The sequence below is a fragment of the Stutzerimonas sp. KH-1 genome (assembly GCF_054483855.1).
The window spans coordinates 1554585-1573188 of record NZ_CM137011.1; the positions used below are offsets into that span (position 1 = coordinate 1554585).

Genomic DNA, 18604 nt, shown 5'->3' on the forward strand with positions numbered 1-18604 from the left:
AGTGATCAATGCAGAAGCAGCGTGCCTATATCGCGCATCACGGTCCGGAGTTGCTGGATAGCGGGACCACCCGCTTCCGCCTCTGGGCACCCGACGCGCGAAGCGTCAGCCTGATTGTCGTAGGCGCACAAACGCTGCCGATGACCGCCGCCGAAGATGGCTGGTACAGCATCGATGCGCCGTACGGCGTCGGAACCCTTTACCGCTTTCTCATCGACGATGAACTCCAGGTGCCGGACCCGGCCTCGCGCGGACAGGCCGGTGACATTCAGTCACCGAGTCTGGTGGTCGACACCGGCAATGGCTATCTGTGGCGCAACAGCGAATGGCAGGGGCGGCCCTGGCACGAAACGGTGCTCTATGAGATGCATGTCGGCCTCTATGGTGGCTTCGCGGCCATGGAGAAGCACCTGTCCGATCTTGCCGAGCTGGGTGTCACGGCCATCGAACTGATGCCGATCGCCGAGTTTCCCGGTGACCGCAACTGGGGCTACGACGGCGTGCTGCCCTACGCGCCGGAAGCCGCTTACGGCAGTCCGGAAGAGCTCAAGCACCTGATCGATACCGCTCACGGCCTGGGGCTGATGGTGTTTCTCGATGTGGTCTACAACCACTTCGGCCCGGACGGCAACTACCTTGGTCACTACGCCAAGCATTTCTTTCGCCACGATCAGCAGACGCCCTGGGGCGATGGCATAGATTTCCGCCGCCGCGAGGTGCGGGATTTCTTCATCGACAACGCCTTGATGTGGCTGATGGACTATCGCTTCGACGGGCTGCGTTTCGACGCCGTGCATGCGATCACCGACCGCAGCTTCCTGCTGGAGCTGGCCGAGCGTGTGCACGCGACCGTCGAGCCTGGTCGCCATGTCCACCTGGTGCTGGAGAATGAGGACAACCGCGCCAGCCTACTCGACCAAGGCTTTACCGCGCAGTGGAACGATGACGGCCACAACGTGCTGCACACCCTGCTAACCGCCGAGCAGCAGGGCTATTACGCCGACTACTGCCAGAACACGACGGCGAAACTCGCGCGCTTTCTTGGTGAGGGATTCATCTACCAGGGCCAGAACAACCGCCGCGGCGAGGCGCGCGGCGAACCCAGTGGCCACCTGTCGCCGACCTCCTTCGTGCTGTTTCTGCAGAACCACGACCAGACCGGCAACCGCGCCTTTGGCGAACGCCTGGTCAGCCTGGCCGATGCCGATGCGCTCAGGGCGGCGACTGCGGTCCTGCTGCTGTCGCCCATGGTGCCGCTGCTGTTCATGGGCGAGGAATGGGGCGCACGCCAACCCTTCCTGTTCTTTACCAGCCACCACGGCGAACTGGCCGATGCCGTGCGCGAAGGCCGCCGTAACGAGTTTGCCGAGTTCGCGGAGTTCGCCAACGAAGCGACCCGCGAGCGAATCCCCGACCCCAACGCCCTCTCCACGTTCGAGGATTCGCGACCGGACTTCACCGCCCGACAGGAACCTGACCATGCGCAGTGGCTGGCGCTGTACCGCCAGCTGCTGAAGATCCGCCATGCCGAGATCGTGCCGCGGCTACCGGGCGTGCGCTTTCTGGATTCGACCGTACTCGGAGAGGGCTCGGTGTTGGTGCGCTGGCAGTTCGGCGACGGCAGTCAGCTGCGGCTGGAACTGAACCTGAGCGACATCGATGTACCGTTGCCCGCAGCGCCTCCGCAAGCTGAGCTGCTGTTCGCCAGCCGGGACATCGTGAGTCCGGCACAGGGCCTTTTGGCGCCTCGTATGGCCAAGCTGTATCTGGAGAAAGCCACATGAGCGACGAACCACTGATCCGCCTGGCGGAAGCCGCCGGCCTGTCCATCGATTGGATCGACGCCGACAATCGCCAGCAACGCGTTACCCCGGACGTGCTGCGCGAGGTGCTTGCCTGTCTGGGGCTGGCCGCGGACAGCGCTGAGGATGTCGACGCCAGCCTGGCCATGCTGGATCGCCAGAACAACCATGGTGGCTTACCGCCTCTCATGACCTGCGATCAGCACCATCCGCTGGAACTCGCGGCGTATTTCCAACCTGCCAGCCGATTCGAGCTGACGCTGGAGAACGGCGAGGTCCGGCATGGCGAGCTCGACCATCAGGCACGGCTGCCGGCTATCGATACACCGGGCTACCACCAATTGGCGGTTGCTGACAGGCAGGTCACGCTCGCCGTTGCGCCTCACTCGTGCCCGACCGTGGCCGAAGTCGCCGGCGCCCACGCTTGGGGCCTGACCGTTCAGCTCTACAGTCTTCGCCGCCCGGGCGATGGAGGCCTGGGCGACACCCAGGCCCTGGAAGAACTGGTACGCAATGCGGCAGCTCACGGCGCCGATGCGCTGGGTATCAGCCCGGTGCATGCGATGTTTGGCGTGCACATCGATCAATACAGTCCCTACTCGCCATCCAGCCGGCTGTTCTACAACGTCCTGCATGCCGCGCCCGGTGCCATCCTCGGTGAGCTGCCGGTGCGTCAGGCCATCGAGGCCTGCGGACTCGCCGGTGAGCTCGAGCGCCTCGAGCGGCTGGAGCTGATCGATTGGCCGGCCGTGGCGCAATCACGCCAGCGCCTGTTGCGGCAGCTGTTCGATGATTTCCGTCAGGGTGAGAACCCGCAGCAGCTCGACTTCGACAGTTTCCGCAGCAACGGCGGCGAAGCGCTGGAAAACCATTGTCGATTCGAAGCGCTGCATGCCCATCTACGCAGCGCCGAAGGCCATCCGCAGCACTGGCGGAACTGGCCGGAAGACTACCGTGACCCAGCGAGCCCGGCGGTCGAGAAGTTCGCCCGTGAACATGCCGATGAGGTCAGCTATCACGCCTTCGGCCAGTGGTTGATGGCGCGAGGACTCGAGCGCGCCCAGGTCACCGCGCGCAGCGCTGGCATGCGCATCGGCCTGATCTCCGATCTGGCCGTTGGTGCCGATGGTGGCGGCAGCCAGGCCTGGAGCCGCCAGGCCGAATTGCTGGCCTCACTGAGCGTCGGTGCGCCACCGGATGTGATGAACCGCGATGGGCAGAATTGGGGGATTTCGGCGTTCTCGCCCTGGGGGCTGAAGCAGAACGGATTTCGTGCCTACATCGAGATGCTGCGCGCCAACCTGGCCCATTCGGGAGGCATGCGGATCGACCATGTGCTCGGACTCAAGCGCCTCTGGGTGATGCCCGCCGGCGCCGATCCGAAACATGGCGTCTACCTGAACTTCCCATTCGACGACATGCTGCGCCTGCTGTGCCTGGAAGCCTGGCGCCATCACGCCGTGATCCTGGGTGAAGACCTGGGCACCATTCCGCCCGGCCTGCGCGACGTGCTGGCCGCACGCGGCATCCTCGGCATGCGCGTGCTGCTGTTCGAACAGCATGACGGGCATTTCCAGCGCGCCGGGCACTACTCATCCCAGGCCCTGGCTACCACCACCACCCATGACATCCCGACCCTGACAGGCTGGTGGAACGGCCATGACATCGACTGGCGCATCAAGGTCGGTCAGGTAGAGGAAGCCGATCGCGACCAGCAATGGCGCGCCCGCGAGCACGAGCGTGCCGGTCTCAACCGGCTGCTCTGCGAGGACAGCGGCAGGCATTCCGATCAGCTGCTGAGCACCGAGCAGGCCGTGGACGCTGCCGCCTGCTTTCTCGGTCATACCCCGGCGCCGCTGGTGCTGCTGCCGGTCGAGGATGCCCTCGGCCTGGAGGAACAGACCAACATGCCTGGCATTGTCGAAACCCATCCCAACTGGCGCCGCCGGTACCCCGGTGACAGCGCGACGTTGCTTGACGGCGATGCCAGTCGCAGGCGTCTGGAATGTCTCGCGCGGGCCCGCCACAACCATCGTGGAGCTGCGCATCGATGAAAGATCTCACCGCTACGCTGCGACTTCAGTTTCACCGCGGCTTCACCCTGGACGACGCCACCGCGCTGGTCGACTACTTCGCCGAACTGGGCATCAGCCATATCTACGCATCGCCCTTGCTCACCGCCCGTCCAGGCTCGATGCATGGCTACGACGTGATCGACCCGACCCGCATCAATCCGGAACTCGGCGGCGAACCGGCACTGCAGCGACTGGTCGAGGCGTTACGCGCCAAGGGCATGGGGCTGATTCTGGACATCGTGTCCAACCACATGGCCGTTGGCGGGGCCGGTAACACCTGGTGGCTGGACGTGCTCGAATGGGGCCGCCGCAGCCCCTATGCGCAGTTCTTCGACATCGAATGGAATTCGCCGGATCCGCTGCTCGAAGGCCAGCTACTGGTGCCTTTCCTTGGCAGCGACTACGGCGAAGCGCTGCAGCAAGGCACGGTGAAGCTGCGTCTGGATATCGACAATGGCGCGCTCTACGCCGAGCACTACGAGCATCGCTTTCCGATCACCCCGCCGAGTTATGGCGAGGTACTTCGCGCCGCCGATCACCCGCAGCTGCGCGCCCTGGCGCAACACTTCGATGCGCTGAAGACCGAACCGGCGCCCTACCAGACCGCACGTCTGCTGCGCGCCGACCTGGCCGAACAACTGCAGGACGCCAGCACCCGCCAGGCGCTGGAGCAGGCCCTGAACAGTTACGACTCGACCACGGCGGACGGCTTCCGGCGCCTGCACGGCCTGCTCGAGCGCCAGCACTATCGGCTGGCCAGCTGGCGCACCGCAGGTGACGACATCAACTGGCGGCGTTTCTTCGACATCAACGAGCTGGGCGGCCTGCGTGTCGAACGGCCGGTGGTGTTCGAGGAGACCCACGCCAAGATCTTCGAGCTGATCGGCGAAGGTCTCGTCGATGGCCTGCGTATCGATCACGTCGACGGCCTGGCAGACCCGCGTGGCTACTGCCGTCGCCTGCGACGGCGCGTCGATCGGCTCAACGCCGGTCGTCCCGCCGAAGCGCTGCAGGACCATGTGCCGATCTATGTCGAGAAGATCCTCGCCGGTGGCGAGCGGTTGCATGACGATTGGGGCGTGGATGGCACCACCGGTTACGAATTCATGAACCAGGTGTCGCTGCTGCAGCATGACCCGACGGGCGAGCAGCCACTCTGTGCACTGTGGGGCGAGACCAGCGGACGCACCACGGATTTCATGGAAGAGGCGCGCCAGGCACGTCAGCTGGTGCTGACCGGACCACTGGCCGGCGATTTCGAAACCGTGGCCCAGGCACTGCTGCAGGTGGCGCGCGGTGACGTGATGACCCGTGACATCACCCTGGGCGCGATCCGCCGGGCCCTGCTCGAACTGATCATCCACTTTCCGGTTTACCGCACCTACATCGCGGCGCCGGGCAGGCGCGAGGCGGACGAGCCGTTCTTCCAGCAGGCGCTGGAAGGCGCGAAGACCACCTTGAGCGAAGCTGACTGGCCACTGCTCGAGCATCTGCAGCGTTGGCTCGGCGGTGAAAGCCTGCGCCACCTGCCACGAGCACTGCGCAAGATCCGCCGCTACGCCTGCACGCGCTTCCAGCAGCTGACCTCGCCGGCCGCCGCCAAAGCCGTCGAAGACACCGCCTGCTATCGCTCCGGCATTCTGCTTTCGCGCAACGATGTGGGCTTCGACCCGCAGCACTTCAGCGCCCCGCTGCAGGCATTCCACGATGAGTGCCTGCAGCGTGCCGAGCATTTCCCGCTCAACCTGCTGACCACCGCGACCCACGATCACAAGCGTGGCGAGGACACGCGCGCGCGGATCGCCGTGCTCAGCGAACGTGCCGAGTGGTTTGCCGGCAAGGTGCGGAGCTGGCGTGACTTGGCCGCGGACAAGGTTGAGCAGCAACCCGACGGCCCTGCGCCCTCGCCTGCTGACGAACTCATGTTGTTCCAGGTGCTGCTCGGCAGCTGGCCGCTGGACCTGGACGGCGAGGACGCCGCGGGCATGCAGCAGTATTGCGAACGCATCCTGCAGTGGCAGGAGAAAGCCCTGCGCGAGGCCAAGTTGCGCACCACCTGGACCGACCCCAACAGCGATTATGAAGGTGCCTGTCGTCGGTATGTGGAGCACCTGCTCACCGGCGCCGAAGGTGCGGGACTGCGTGGCGAGATTGGCGCAGCTGCAGCCGAGTTGGCCCCAGCCGGCGCCTTGAACGGGCTGGCGCAGAGCCTGCTGCGGATGACCACGCCGGGGGTGCCGGATCTCTATCAGGGTGCCGAATTCTGGGATTTCAGTCTGGTCGACCCGGACAACCGCCGCCCGGTGGACTTCGCGGCCCGCCGCAGCAGCCTCACGCAGGCCGCGACACCGGACCAGCTGCTGCAGAGCTGGCATGACGGTCGCATAAAGCAGCTGGTGATCAGCCGCACGTTGCAGGCGCGTCGTCGCTTTGCGCGGCTGTTCCGGGAGAGCCGTTACCTGCCGCTTTCAGTGAGCGGCGCGCATTCCGAGCACTTGCTCGCCTTTGCCCGGGAGCTGGACGGGCAATGGCTGGTGGTGCTGGTGCCGCGCTTGGCTGCCGGCCTGCTGGGCGACAGCAAGCAGCCACGGATTCCGGCGCAGCGCTGGGGGGATACGCGTGTCGCATTGCCCGAGGCGCTGGACGGTAGCGAATTCGAACGACTTTTCGACGGAACGACAGTCACATCCCAACAAGCCAGCCTCGAAGCTGCGCGTGTTCTGGACGGACTCTCGGTGGCCGTCCTGTATACGTCCATCAGTGCAACAGGAGAATCCCAACAATGAGTTCAGACGAGCAGAGAATCCGCGATTTCGCTTACCAGATCTGGCAGTCCGAAGGCTGCCCGCACGGGGAGGATGAACGCCACTGGGAGATGGCGCGCAAGCTGGTGGAGGCCGAGAAAGGTGCTCCGCAGGCAAAACCCGCCAGCCGCCCCCGCAAGCCCGCCACCAAGCCCACCGATGCCACGCCGAAAAGCAAGGCCACATCGGCGGCCAAGGCGGCTCCGGCAGCCAAGCCTCGAGCGTCGCGAGCGGCACCGAAAGCCGACACCGATGCGGCTGCCGGCACGCCCGAGACCATCCGCAAACCACGCGCTCCGCGGGCCAAGAAGGAGAGCTGACCGGCGGCTGCACCTTGTCGGCATCGGATCGGTCGAATGATCGCCCGTGCCGACACGGTCGCCCTTTTGCCTTCGAGAAATGCCACTGGAGATTTCATGAGTAAGAAAAAGCCCCATGCGCCGCAGGTCATGACCCCTTCCAGGATTCGCGAAGGCCTACCCTTCCCGCTCGGTGCAACCTGGGACGGACTGGGCGTCAATTTCGCCATTTTCTCCGCCCATGCCACCAAGGTGGAGTTGTGCCTGTTCGACTCCAGCGGCGAGACCGAACTGGAACGTATCGAGCTGCCGGAGTACACCGATGAGATCTGGCACGGCTACCTGCCAGACGCGCATCCCGGGCAGATCTACGGCTATCGCGTACACGGGCCCTACGACCCGGAGAACGGCCATCGCTTCAACCCGAACAAGCTGCTGATCGACCCCTACGCCAAGCAATTGGTGGGCGAGCTGAAATGGTCGGAAGCGCTGTTCGGCTACACCATCGGTCACCCCGATGGTGATCTCAGTTTCGACGAGCGCGACAGCGCGCCATTCGTGCCCAAGTGCAAGATCATCGACCCGGCCTTCACCTGGGGCCGCGACCATCCGGTGCAGGTGCCCTGGGACAAGACGATCATCTACGAGACCCATGTGCGCGGTTACACCATGCGCCACCCTTCTGTGGCCGACGATGTGCGTGGCACCTTTGCCGGCTTCAAGACGCCGGAAGTGATCGACTACATCCGCAAGCTCGGCGTCTCGTCCATCGAATTCCTGCCCATCCATGCCTTCGTCCAGGACCAGCACCTGCTGGAAAAGGGCATGACCAATTACTGGGGCTACAACAGCATCGCCTTCTTCGCGCCGCATCCGAAGTACCTGGCCAACGGCAAGATCAGCGAGTTCAAGGAGATGGTCGCGCACCTGCACAACGCCGACCTGGAAGTGATCCTCGACGTGGTCTACAACCACACGGCCGAAGGCAATGAGCTGGGCCCGACGTTGTCCATGCGCGGCATCGACAACGCCTCCTACTACCGTCTGATGCCGGACGACAAGCGCTACTACATCAACGATTCCGGCACCGGCAACACGCTGGACATGAGCCACCCATGCGTGCTGCAGATGGTTACCGATTCGCTGCGCTACTGGGCCACCGAGATGCACGTCGATGGTTTCCGCTTCGATCTGGCGACCATTCTCGGCCGCGAGCACGATGGTTTCGACGAGCGCCACGGCTTCCTTGTCGCCTGTCGCCAGGACCCGGTGCTGGCCAAGATCAAGCTGATTGCCGAACCCTGGGACTGCGGCCCCGGTGGCTATCAGGTCGGCGGCTTCCCGCCGGGATGGGCCGAATGGAACGACCAGTTCCGCGATACGGTGCGTGCGTTCTGGAAGGGTGACGATGGCCAGCTGGCCGATTTCGCCAGCCGCCTGACCGGCTCCGGCCACCTGTTCAACCAGCGCGGGCGGCGTCCGTTCAGCTCGGTCAACTTCGTCACCGCCCATGACGGCTTCACGTTGAAGGACCTGGTGTCCTACAACCACAAGCACAACGAAGACAACGATGAAGACAACCGCGACGGCAGCGACAACAACCTCTCGTGGAACCACGGCGTCGAAGGCCCCAGCGACGATCCGGAAATCAACGAGCTGCGCTACCGGCAGATGCGCAACTTCCTCGCCACCCTGCTGTTCTCCCAAGGCACGCCGATGATCGTCGCCGGGGACGAATTCGCTCGGACCCAGCATGGCAACAACAATGCCTATTGCCAGGACAGCGAGATCGGCTGGGTGAACTGGGACATCAGCGAGGACAGCTACGGTCTGCTCGGCTTTGCCCGCAAGCTGATCCGCCTGCGTCAGCGCTTCCCGATGCTGCGTCGCGGCCGTTTCCTCGTTGGCGCCTACAACGAGGAGCTGGGGGTCAAGGATGTCACCTGGCTCGCGCCGAATGCCGAGGAAATGACCATCGAGCAGTGGGAGGGCGCCCACAACCGCTGCATGGGCATGCTGCTCGACGGCCGAGCCCAGCCTACCGGCATCCGTCGCGCCGGTTCGGATGCAACGTTGCTGCTCATCGTCAACGCGCACCACGACCTGGTGAATTTCACGCTGCCGGAAGTGCCGCAGGGCATCTACTGGAATCGCCTGATCGACACCAACCACCCGACCGCGCGGCCGGAACGCTTCGACTTCAATGACGAGTACGCCGTGACGGGTCGTTCGCTGCTGCTGCTCGAGCTGATCAAGGCCGACGAGTGATCGAGGCGCGCCCCGCCCAGGGGCGCCCTGCTTCTCCCACGCTGGCTCGCTGAACCCAGCATGGTTAATCGGCTCGTGAAGCGTTACGCGCCATGCTTGCGGTCGAGACCACTCTCCTTTGCAAAAAAAAATGACATGCGGCAGTGAACCTCGCCATGTGACTCAAGTCCCAAAATCCAGCGCGGCCCTCTTAACCAACCAACGGATTCGTTCTGCTTGTCGCCGGCAGTCTTGTCTTTTCCGTGATGGATCACACGTCATGCTCTCTCTGCGACCGCTCATCTATCCCCTTCTGCTCATGATCGGGCTGGCCCCGCTGGCTCCTAGCTTCGCCTCCAGCAAACAAGCGAAAGCGACCGATAAGCCCGGCTCGGTGCGGCTGTTCATCAACCGCGCCGGCAGCGGCAAGGCCATGGATGTCAGCAATACCCTGGAAGTACCGGTGGAGGTGACCCTGCGCCTGACGCGGATGGTCAATGTGGCCGGCGTCGGCAAGGGCGTGATTCGCAAGACGGTGCCAGCCAACAGCCGGGTGCGCGTCGCCACGCTGAGCAAGCGCCAGGCCGGTGGGCCGATCATGTTCAAGCATTCGTTCAGCTACGCGCTGCTCTTCTCGCCGGAGCCGGATCAGCCTGGCACCGTCGATGGCCCCGCCTATGCCCTGCCCTGGCGCGGCGGCCCGTTCAGGATCTCCCAGGGCGCCGGCGGCGACTTCAGCCACAACTCGCCGAGCGGACGCTACGCGGTGGATATCGCCATGCCGGTAGGCACTCCGATCGTTGCCGCTCGCGCCGGCACCGTGGTGAAGATTCGCAACGGCCAGGGCGGGCGCCTGCCCGATCCAGCCGGTAACCATGTTCGAGTCGAGCATGACGACGGCACCCACAGCGCCTATCTGCACCTGAGCAGGGGCTCGGTGCGGGTCAAGCCCGGGCAGCGAGTGGAAGTCGGCACGCTACTCGGCAAGTCCGGCAATACGGGCCGCAGCACCGGGCCGCACCTGCATTTCGTGGTGCAGAAGTCTTATGGCGGCTCGATGTTGTCTATCCCCTTCCGGTTCAGCCAGCCGGTGGATTCGCTGCCGAACTTCGCCCTCAGCGATCAATGAGTTCCGATTGCCGGAGCTCTTGAGCGCTGCGTCCGCTCGCGAGGCGACGCCCTGGGCTAGAGCATGCGCTGCATGATGTCGTCGCGCTTGACCAGTCGGTGATACAGCGCGGCGCCGATATGCCCGATCACCAGTAGTACGGTCAGCCAGGCCAATGGTGAGTGCAGGCCACCGACCGAGGCCGCCCAGGCGATCTCCGGTCCCTTCTCCACCAACTGCTGGGCGAACACCTTCAGACCGTAGCCATTGCCGACCAGATAGAGCACGCCGGTAACCGGCATCGCCACCATGCACCCATACAGCGCCAGGTGACCGCCCTTGACCAACCAGGCCGTGGCTGGATCGTGCAGCGGCCGCCGGCTCAGCTGGCTGGCCGACCAGAGAATGCGCAGCACCACCAGGACTAAGAACACGGCGCCCAGGGAGACGTGCCAAGGCACCAGTGTCTGTCCGACCCAGTGCTCGCCCTCTTCGATGCGATCACCCAGCTTGAGGAACTGCCAGACGATCAGCAGCGCCATCAGCCAGTGGAATACCCGAGAAACGGTGCCGTAGCGAGTTCTGGAGTCCAGCGCCCGGTTCTCGGCCGGCTGTGCGGCTGGCTCGGCACCGCTTTCGGTCTGCCAGGCGATGTTCAGCGGCTCGTCGCCGGCCATGCGCGACAGGTGATCGGCGACCACTTTCTGCAACTGCTGCAACTGCGCCCGATCGTTGGCCTCCAGTCGCGCTTCCAGAACGGCCTCGTTGGTGCGCAGGCTGCAGCGCCCGAGCGGCAGTCCGATATCGCCGCCCTGCTCGTCCAGCTGCACGGGAAACTTGTGTCGCCAGTGATTGCACAGGCGCTTGATCAGGCGCGACGGATTGCTCGCGGTGATTCGGCTTTGGGATCGGTACATGGTGTTTCCTCGATGAAAAAGACGCGTCAGCCGAAGCGGTAGGCTGACAGCGTGGTGTGCATGACGCGGTCGCTGAAGACCTTGCGTCCATTCGAATCGCCCGCTGCGCCGGCAGCCACCAGCAGCGGGATCAGGTGTTCCTCGGCCCTGGGCGGGTGGCACAGGCGCGCCGCCGGTGCGTCTTCCCAGCGCTGCAGCGCCCGGGCTCGCTCGTCGGGCGGCAGTTCGACCGCAGCGGTGAGCCAATGGTCGAACTCATCGGAGATCGCCGCGAAGCGCGGGTCGCCGTAGCCGCGCATGTTGTGGAAGCTCATGCCGCTGCCGACGATCAGCACGCCTTCGTCACGCAACGCCCTAAGGGCCTGGCCAGCCGCGAGGTGCGCCTGTGGGTCGAGGTCGCGGCGCAGCGAAAGCTGCACCACCGGGATGTCGGCATCCGGAAACATCAGCTTCAGCGGAATGAACATGCCGTGGTCAAAGCCACGCTGCGCATCCTCACGCGCACCCAGCGCGGCGGCATCGAGCAAGCCGGCGATGCGCGCGGCCAGGGCCGGTTCGCCCGGCGCCGGATAACGCAGCTCGTAGGTGTGCGGCGGAAAGCCGTGGTAGTCGTAGATCAGCGTGGGACGGGCGGCGCTGGTCACGCTGAAGCTCGGCTGCAGCCAATGGCCGGATACCAGCACGATGGCGGTCGGTCTGGCCGGCAAGGTTGCGGCGATGCCTTTGAGAAAGCCCGCCATGGCATTCCACGCGGTCGGCGGGTTCCAGTCCATGAAGAAGCAAGGCCCGGCACCGTGCGGGACGAACAGAGTTGGCATGGTCTGACCGGCAGTCGATGTGGCGGACGTGAGCATTGCAAGCCTTCCCGGAACGAATATGCGGAAATCATGGCTTACACTCAGAGGTGTGAGAACCGGGCAAATACAGCCAACACCTTTTACTGATAGCCAGGAATCGCATGCTCGATCGCATTACCGGGATGCGCGTGTTCGCCCGCGCCGCCAGCGCCGGAAGCCTCTCGGCAGCGGCGCGGCATCTGGGCATGTCGCCGGCCATGGCCACAAAGCATGTAGATGCGCTGGAGAGCCGCCTGGGGGTAAAGCTGTTCCATCGCAGCACGCGCCGCCTGACCCTGACCGAAGCGGGCGGCCAGTATCTGGAGGCCTGCCAACGCATCCTCCCGGAAATCGACGAGATCGAAGCGAGTGTCGCGTCGCAGCGTGTCGAGGCGTCGGGGCTGCTGCGGATGAACGTGCCGCTGTCATTCGGCACCCGCTACATCGCCCCGCTGATTCCGGACTTCAGCCGCCGTCATCCGGCGGTGAAAGTCGAGCTGGGCCTGACCGACAGCCGCATCGATCTGCTCGATGGGGGTTGGGATCTGGCGGTCCGTATCGGTTGGCTGGAGGACAGCCCGCTACAGGCTCGGCGTCTGGCCGATTGTCCGCTGTTGATCTGCGCCGCACCGCGATACCTGGACGAACGGGGCGTGCCGCGCAGCGTCGCCGACCTCGCCCAGCACAATTGCCTCGGTTACAGCCTGTCGAGCCTGGCAAGCGGCACGCTGTGGGCGTTCGGCCGCAATGGCGATGTGCGCGTGGCGGTCTCCGGCGACCTGATCGCCAACAACGGCGAAGCACTGTTGGCGGCGGCGATCGGTGGCCAGGGCATCGTCTACCAGCCGCAGTTCATCGTCGCCCCGGCGCTGCGTAGCGGCGAGCTGGTCGCGCTGGAGCTGGATCACCCCTGTGTTGGCCTGGGTGGCATCCATGTGGTCTATCCACCGGACCGCCGTCCACCGGCAAAAGTAAGGGTCATGATCGACTATCTCGTCGAGGTGATCGGCAAACGTCAGCCCTGGACACGCGAATAGCCTCTCCCTGCGCGGCGGCCGAACGGCGCCAGATATAGAAAAGATGAACCGCCAACGCCGGGGAAAGTCGGAACAGATGTGCGCCGGCGTCATTGCGCCGTGCGCATACGAATTTTTCTGATACCCCGCGGAGCCTGAGATTCGAGCATCGCGCCGGTTCGCTTCTTCTGCCGTGCTGCCCGCTCATCCGTTCCGCCCGACAACCGTCGGCTGCGTGCCCCGCGCCGCGCCGGCGATACGGAGTAGCTATGAAAGCTGTGGTTTATCACGACGTCGGCGACATCCGCCTGGAAGACGTACCCGAACCGCGCATCCTTGCGCCTACCGATGCCATCGTGCGCATCACCGCATCGGCCATCTGCGGCACCGATCTGCATTTCGTGCGCGGCACCGTGAGCGGCATGCAGCCCGGCACTATTCTCGGCCACGAGGGTGTCGGCATCGTCGAAGAGCTGGGTGCCGATGTTCGTAACCTGCAGGTCGGTGATCGGGTGGTCATCCCATCCACCATTGCCTGCGGCAACTGTTCCTACTGCCGGGCGGGCTACTTCGCCCAGTGCGACGGTGCCAATCCCAACGGCAAGGAAGCCGGCACCTCGTTCTACGGCGGCCCGCAGACCACCGGCCCCTTTCATGGGTTGCAGGCTGAAAAGGCGCGGATCCCCTTCGCCAATATCGGCTTGGTGAAGCTGCCGCCGGAGATCAGCGATGACCAGGCGATCCTGTTGTCCGACATTTTCCCCACCGGCTACTTCGGCGCCGAGATGGCCGAGGTCGGTAGCGGCGACACCGTGGCGGTGTTCGGCTGCGGGCCGGTGGGCCAGTTCGCCATCGCCAGCGCAAAGCTGCTCGGCGCCGGTCGGGTGTTCGCCATCGACCAGTACGACGATCGCCTGCGCATGGCCCAGCGCCAGGGTGCAGAAACCATCAACTTCAATCGTGAAGATCCGGTCGAAGCCATCAAGCGCCTCACCGGCGGCATTGGCGTCGACCGGGTCATCGATGCCGTGGGGGTCGATGCCGAGCATGGCTGTTGCGGCAGCAAGCCGGCCGAGGGCGCCACATCCGGCGCGCTTTGGCAGCCCGGCGACGCACCCGCCCAGGCGTTGGAGTGGGCAGTGCAGAGCCTGGCCAAGGCCGGCACCCTGTCGATCATCGGGGTCTATCCGCCGGATGCGATGACCTTCCCCATTGGCATGGCGATGAACAAGAACATCACCATCAATATGGGCAACTGCCACCACCGCAAGTACATCCCGCGGCTGATCGAAATGGTTCAGGCGCGGCGTATCGACCCGGCAAAGATCCTTACCCAGGTCAAGCCGATGACCGACGTGATCGCTGCCTTCGAAGCCTTCGACCGTCGCGAGAATGGCTGGATCAAGGTCGAACTGCAGCCTCAGCGCGGCGATGCACAGGGCAGCGAGGAGCAGGTTCTCGATGAGGCAGTGGCCGATACCTTCCCGGCCAGCGACCCGACTACCGTGCAGAATCCCAGGTAGCTCGCCCATGGCTGGCATCCATATCGGCATCTCGGGCTGGCGTTATGCGCCGTGGCGAGGCGACTTCTATCCCAAGGGGCTGACGCAGAAGAAGGAGCTGCGTTTTGCCTCCCGGGCGGTCAGCAGCATCGAGATCAACGGCTCGTTCTATTCGCTGCAGACGCCCGAACGCTATGCCGACTGGTACGCCGATACGCCCAAGGGCTTCGTCTTCAGCGTCAAGGGACCGCGCTACATCACCCATGTGCGCAGGCTGCGCGAGGTCGACGCGGCGCTGGCTAACTTCTTCGCCTCGGGCATCTTTCAGCTCAAGGAAAAGTTGGGGCCGATCCTCTGGCAGTTCCCACCGTCGTTCAAGTTCGACCCCGCGTTGTTCGAAGCCTTTCTGCGCCAGCTGCCCCACGACACCGAAGCGGCGCTGGCAATTGCCAGAGACTGCGAGCCACGCATGGAGGGCCGCAGCTACCTGTCCGTCGACCGCAAGCGGCGCATGCGCCACGCCGTGGAGATCCGCAACGCGAGCTTCGTCGATCCGGTATTCGTCGAGCTTCTGCGCAAGTACCAGGTAGCGCTGGTAGTGGCTGATACCGCCGGCAAATGGCCGCATCACGAAGACCTCACCAGCGACTTCGTCTACATCCGCCTGCATGGTGCCGAGGAGCTCTACACCAGTGGCTACACCGACGCCGCGCTGGATGAATGGCGCCGCCGGATCGAATCCTGGAGCGCCGGCAGCCAGCCCGACGACGCACGGCTGATCAGCTCGAAGAAGCCGCGACGGCGAGCCTCGCGCCAGGTGTACTGCTACTTCGACAACGACGTGAAGGTCCGTGCGCCGTACGACGCACGCCAACTGCTGCATCGGCTCGGCCTGGATGAGCATCTGCAGGTCAGCCCCGGAAAACTGGAAGGAGCTATCGATTGACTCTGGATAAAGACCACCCGATCGCAAGCGCCGACCTCGACGCGCACATGGCTACGGCGGTCAATGCCGTCCGCATCCTCACGGTGAACACCCACAAGGGCTTCACCGCCTTCAATCGGCGATTCATCTTGCCGGAGCTGCGCGAAGCGGTCCGCAGCGTCTCGGCCGACGTCGTGTTCTTGCAGGAAGTGCTGGGTACGCATGAAAAGCACGCCTTGCGTTTTCATAACTGGCCGCAGACCCCGCAGTACGAATTTCTTGCCGACAGCATCTGGACCGATTTTGCCTACGGGCGCAACGCGGTCTATCCGGACGGCGACCATGGCAATGCCCTGCTGTCGAAGTTTCCGATTATCCGCTACGAAAACCTCGACATCTCCATAGCCGGCCCCGAGCGGCGTGGCCTGCTGCACAGCGTGCTGCAGGTGCCGGGGCACGAGGAGTTCCACGCGATCTGCGTGCATTTGGGGCTGCGCGAATCGCATCGCCAGCAGCAGCTGGAATTGCTCTGCGACCTGCTCGACTCGCTGCCCGAGGGTGCGCCAGTGGTGGTCGCTGGTGACTTCAATGACTGGCGATTGAAGGCCACGCGTACGCTCGATCGCTGCGCCGGGCTGCACGAGGTGTTCGCCGTTTCCCAGGGCAAGGTCGCCAAGACATTCCCGGCGCGCTGGCCGATGCTGCGCCTGGATCGCATCTATGTGCGCAATGCCAGCAGTCACAAACCACGAATACTCGGTAACAAACCCTGGACGCACTTGTCCGATCATCTGCCCCTGGCGGTGGAGATACACCTATGAGTTACCACTGGAGAGACGGTAATCGCCTTCAGTTGCTGGAAAACGGCGAAGGGTTCTTTCCCCGCGTGTTCGATGTCATCGCACAGGCCAAGAAAGAGGTACTGCTGGAAACCTTCATCCTGTTTCAGGACAAGGTCGGTGCCGAGTTGCAGCAAGCGCTGATCGCCGCGGCGAACAACGGCGCCAGCGTCGACGTGACAGTCGACGGTTACGGCTCGGCCGATCTGCACGGCGAGTTCGTCAGCGCGATGACGCGGGTTGGCGTGCGCATTCACATGTTCGATCCGGGCAAGCGTCTGCTTGGCCGCCGACTGAACGTGTTCCGCCGCATGCACCGCAAGATCGTGGTGGTCGATGGCGAAGTCGCCTTTATCGGCGGGATCAACTTCTCGGCCGATCACCTGGCTGACTTCGGTCCGGCCGCCAAGCAGGACTACGCGCTGCAGGTCGAAGGCCCGGTGGTGCGGGATATCCATCATTTCGCCCTCAGCCAGATCGCGCCGAACAAACCGCAGCATCGCTGGTGGCGACGCCGCGTGCGGCAGCAGACGCCCGGCTATGGCGGCGTCAGTCGCGGCGAAGCGCGAGCACTGTTCGTCACCCGCGACAATGACCAGCATCGCAACGACATCGAACAGCATTACCTGCAAGCGATTCGAGATGCTCGCTCCAGGTTGTTGATTGCAAACGCCTATTTCTTTCCCGGTTATCGCGTATTACGGGAGATCCGCAATGCCGCGCGGCGTGGCGTGCGGGTGCGGCTGATCCTCCAGGGCGAACCGGACATGCCGATCGCCAAGTTCGGCGCGCGCATGCTCTACAACTACCTGATGCGTGACGGCGTGGAGATTCACGAATACTGCCGGCGCCCGCTGCATGGCAAGGTGGCGCTGGCCGACTATGAATGGTCGACAGTGGGATCGAGCAACCTCGACCCGCTGAGCTTGTCGCTGAATCTGGAAGCCAACCTGATCATCCGCGACCACGTGTTCAACCGGCACCTGCACGAGCGGCTCGATCACCTGCTGCAGACCGACTGCCGACGCATCCCGCTGGAACGGATCATCCGGGGCTTCTGGTGGCGCGCGCCGCTGGCATTTCTGATCTTCCACTTCCTGCGGCATTTCCCCGGTCTGGTGGACCTGTTCCCCAAACACAAGCCACGTCTGGAGCTGCTCGATGCAGATGCGCCTCCACTCGATAGCGTGCCCGCCCCCATACAGCGAGAACAACGATGAGCCACACGACCCACGGCGAGGCGAATGGCGGCTGGCGTCGGCGCTGGCCATTGATCAAGAGGATTCTCACGTACGTCTTCTTCATCCTGGTCGCAGGGCTGTTGATCGGGCTGGCCCGCAACCTCGACTGGCAGGAGGTCTACAACACCCTGCGCAACTACCGCGCCGAGACACTGTTGATGGCAGGCGCGGCTGCGCTAGGCAGCTACGTCGTCTATTGCTTTTTCGACGTGCTCGGCAAGCGTTACGCGCGACATGACCTGCCGTTGCGGCAGATCCTGCCGGTCACCTTTGTCTGTTATGCCTTCAACCTCAACCTCAGCGCCTGGGTCGGCGGCATCGCCCTGCGCTTTCGCCTCTACTCGCGCCTCGGCCTGCGCCCATCGCAGATCACCAGGGTATTCACCCTGAGCCTGCTCACCAACTGGCTGGGCTACATGTGGCTGGCCGGGTTGATCTTCGTCATGGGCTGGATCACGCCGCCAGCCAACTGGGAAATCGGCTTCACCGCGTTGCGCGTGCTAGGCGCCGGATTGTTGCTGGCGTGCGCTGTCTACCTTGGGCTCTGTGGCTTTTCCAAACGGCGTTCCTGGACCATTCGCGGTCACGAGATTCACCTGCCGTCACTACGCCTGGCACTGATTCAGCTGGTCCTCGGCGCGGCGAACTGGTCCCTGATGGCGCTGGTGGTGTACTTCATGCTGTCCCGGCAGGCGGCCTATCCAGAGGTGCTGGGCATTCTGATGATCAGCAGTATCGCCGGCGTGGTAACTCATATTCCCGCGGGGCTCGGCGTGATCGAGGCCGTGTTCGTGGCCATGCTCGCCGATGAGATGAGCAAGGGAGCCATCGTCGCCGGGCTGATCGGCTATCGGGTGATCTACTTCCTGATTCCCCTGCTGTTCGCCACCCTTGTTTACGTGGTGCTCGAGGCTCGGGCGAAGAAGCTGCGCAAAGGCAACCAGGGCGCAGAGCAGCCGGCGGTTACCCAGGAAACGAGCTGAAAGCTGGGGC

The 18604-nt window shown here is 64.2% G+C and carries 14 protein-coding genes; 12 read left to right on the forward strand and 2 right to left on the reverse strand.

Annotated elements, in window-relative coordinates; translation table 11 throughout:
- The first annotated feature begins 8 nt into the window (after positions 1 to 8).
- The 6 genes from treZ to ACX1DW_RS07535 all read left to right on the forward strand — a co-directional run bounded on the left by treZ (position 9) and on the right by ACX1DW_RS07535 (position 10356).
- Complete coding sequence (gene treZ / locus ACX1DW_RS07510; RefSeq protein WP_458993111.1) at positions 9 to 1784, forward strand: malto-oligosyltrehalose trehalohydrolase; 1776 nt, start codon at positions 9 to 11, stop codon at positions 1782 to 1784.
- Positions 1781 to 3856, forward strand: coding sequence for a 4-alpha-glucanotransferase (malQ, locus tag ACX1DW_RS07515; protein ID WP_458993112.1), 2076 nt, complete (start codon positions 1781 to 1783; stop codon positions 3854 to 3856). The genes treZ and malQ overlap by 4 nt, the downstream gene beginning before the upstream one ends.
- Complete coding sequence (locus ACX1DW_RS07520) at positions 3853 to 6663, forward strand: malto-oligosyltrehalose synthase (RefSeq protein ID WP_458993113.1); 2811 nt, start codon at positions 3853 to 3855, stop codon at positions 6661 to 6663. Before malQ ends, ACX1DW_RS07520 begins: the two co-directional genes overlap by 4 nt.
- Positions 6660 to 7001 (forward strand): DUF2934 domain-containing protein, encoded by a 342-nt coding sequence (locus ACX1DW_RS07525; RefSeq protein ID WP_063542275.1) that lies wholly within the window; start codon positions 6660 to 6662, stop codon positions 6999 to 7001. Before ACX1DW_RS07520 ends, ACX1DW_RS07525 begins: the two co-directional genes overlap by 4 nt.
- Positions 7002 to 7097: 96 nt before the next feature.
- Complete coding sequence (gene glgX / locus ACX1DW_RS07530; protein WP_458993114.1) at positions 7098 to 9248, forward strand: glycogen debranching protein GlgX; 2151 nt, start codon at positions 7098 to 7100, stop codon at positions 9246 to 9248.
- 259 nt (positions 9249 to 9507) lie between these two features.
- The gene (locus ACX1DW_RS07535; protein ID WP_458993115.1) at positions 9508 to 10356 is read left to right on the forward strand and encodes a M23 family metallopeptidase; all 849 of its coding nucleotides are present in this window, start codon (positions 9508 to 9510) and stop codon (positions 10354 to 10356) included.
- 56 nt (positions 10357 to 10412) lie between these two features.
- Here the strand turns inward: ACX1DW_RS07535 and ACX1DW_RS07540 are convergent, their stop codons facing one another.
- Positions 10413 to 11252, reverse strand: coding sequence for a DUF2218 domain-containing protein (locus tag ACX1DW_RS07540; protein ID WP_458993116.1), 840 nt, complete (start codon positions 11250 to 11252; stop codon positions 10413 to 10415).
- A gap of 26 nt (positions 11253 to 11278) precedes the next feature.
- Complete coding sequence (locus ACX1DW_RS07545) at positions 11279 to 12106, reverse strand: DODA-type extradiol aromatic ring-opening family dioxygenase (RefSeq protein WP_458993117.1); 828 nt, start codon at positions 12104 to 12106, stop codon at positions 11279 to 11281.
- A gap of 104 nt (positions 12107 to 12210) precedes the next feature.
- Between ACX1DW_RS07545 and ACX1DW_RS07550 the strand changes: the two genes are divergently transcribed.
- The 6 genes from ACX1DW_RS07550 (at position 12211) to ACX1DW_RS07575 (ending at position 18594) form a co-directional block, all read left to right on the forward strand.
- The gene (locus ACX1DW_RS07550; protein ID WP_458993118.1) at positions 12211 to 13125 is read left to right on the forward strand and encodes a LysR family transcriptional regulator; all 915 of its coding nucleotides are present in this window, start codon (positions 12211 to 12213) and stop codon (positions 13123 to 13125) included.
- Between the two features lie 248 nt (positions 13126 to 13373).
- Positions 13374 to 14627, forward strand: coding sequence for a zinc-dependent alcohol dehydrogenase (locus ACX1DW_RS07555; protein ID WP_267930492.1), 1254 nt, complete (start codon positions 13374 to 13376; stop codon positions 14625 to 14627).
- Between the two features lie 7 nt (positions 14628 to 14634).
- Positions 14635 to 15552: a DUF72 domain-containing protein gene (locus ACX1DW_RS07560; RefSeq protein ID WP_458993119.1), complete on the forward strand. Its 918-nt coding sequence runs from the start codon at positions 14635 to 14637 to the stop codon at positions 15550 to 15552.
- Positions 15549 to 16352 carry an endonuclease/exonuclease/phosphatase family protein gene (locus tag ACX1DW_RS07565; RefSeq protein WP_458993120.1) on the forward strand — a complete coding sequence of 268 codons (804 nt, stop codon included), beginning with the start codon at positions 15549 to 15551 and terminating at the stop codon, positions 16350 to 16352. The genes ACX1DW_RS07560 and ACX1DW_RS07565 overlap by 4 nt, the downstream gene beginning before the upstream one ends.
- On the forward strand, positions 16349 to 17590 hold the full coding sequence (gene clsB / locus ACX1DW_RS07570; protein ID WP_458993121.1) for a cardiolipin synthase ClsB: 1242 nt from the start codon (positions 16349 to 16351) through the stop codon (positions 17588 to 17590). Before ACX1DW_RS07565 ends, clsB begins: the two co-directional genes overlap by 4 nt.
- Complete coding sequence (locus ACX1DW_RS07575; RefSeq protein ID WP_458993122.1) at positions 17587 to 18594, forward strand: lysylphosphatidylglycerol synthase domain-containing protein; 1008 nt, start codon at positions 17587 to 17589, stop codon at positions 18592 to 18594. The genes clsB and ACX1DW_RS07575 overlap by 4 nt, the downstream gene beginning before the upstream one ends.
- Positions 18595 to 18604 lie beyond the last annotated feature (10 nt).

What these genes read in the sequence shown, in the direction of transcription:
- treZ (WP_458993111.1), top strand. Translation starts at nt 9, where the DNA reads ATGCAGAAGCAGCGTGCCTATATCGCGCATCACGGTCCGGAGTTGCTG.
- malQ (WP_458993112.1), top strand. Translation starts at nt 1,781, where the DNA reads ATGAGCGACGAACCACTGATCCGCCTGGCGGAAGCCGCCGGCCTGTCC.
- ACX1DW_RS07520 (WP_458993113.1), top strand. Translation starts at nt 3,853, where the DNA reads ATGAAAGATCTCACCGCTACGCTGCGACTTCAGTTTCACCGCGGCTTC.
- ACX1DW_RS07525 (WP_063542275.1), top strand. Translation starts at nt 6,660, where the DNA reads ATGAGTTCAGACGAGCAGAGAATCCGCGATTTCGCTTACCAGATCTGG.
- glgX (WP_458993114.1), top strand. Translation starts at nt 7,098, where the DNA reads ATGAGTAAGAAAAAGCCCCATGCGCCGCAGGTCATGACCCCTTCCAGG.
- ACX1DW_RS07535 (WP_458993115.1), top strand. Translation starts at nt 9,508, where the DNA reads ATGCTCTCTCTGCGACCGCTCATCTATCCCCTTCTGCTCATGATCGGG.
- ACX1DW_RS07540 (WP_458993116.1), bottom strand. Translation starts at nt 11,252, where the DNA reads ATGTACCGATCCCAAAGCCGAATCACCGCGAGCAATCCGTCGCGCCTG.
- ACX1DW_RS07545 (WP_458993117.1), bottom strand. Translation starts at nt 12,106, where the DNA reads ATGCTCACGTCCGCCACATCGACTGCCGGTCAGACCATGCCAACTCTG.
- ACX1DW_RS07550 (WP_458993118.1), top strand. Translation starts at nt 12,211, where the DNA reads ATGCTCGATCGCATTACCGGGATGCGCGTGTTCGCCCGCGCCGCCAGC.
- ACX1DW_RS07555 (WP_267930492.1), top strand. Translation starts at nt 13,374, where the DNA reads ATGAAAGCTGTGGTTTATCACGACGTCGGCGACATCCGCCTGGAAGAC.
- ACX1DW_RS07560 (WP_458993119.1), top strand. Translation starts at nt 14,635, where the DNA reads ATGGCTGGCATCCATATCGGCATCTCGGGCTGGCGTTATGCGCCGTGG.
- clsB (WP_458993121.1), top strand. Translation starts at nt 16,349, where the DNA reads ATGAGTTACCACTGGAGAGACGGTAATCGCCTTCAGTTGCTGGAAAAC.
- ACX1DW_RS07575 (WP_458993122.1), top strand. Translation starts at nt 17,587, where the DNA reads ATGAGCCACACGACCCACGGCGAGGCGAATGGCGGCTGGCGTCGGCGC.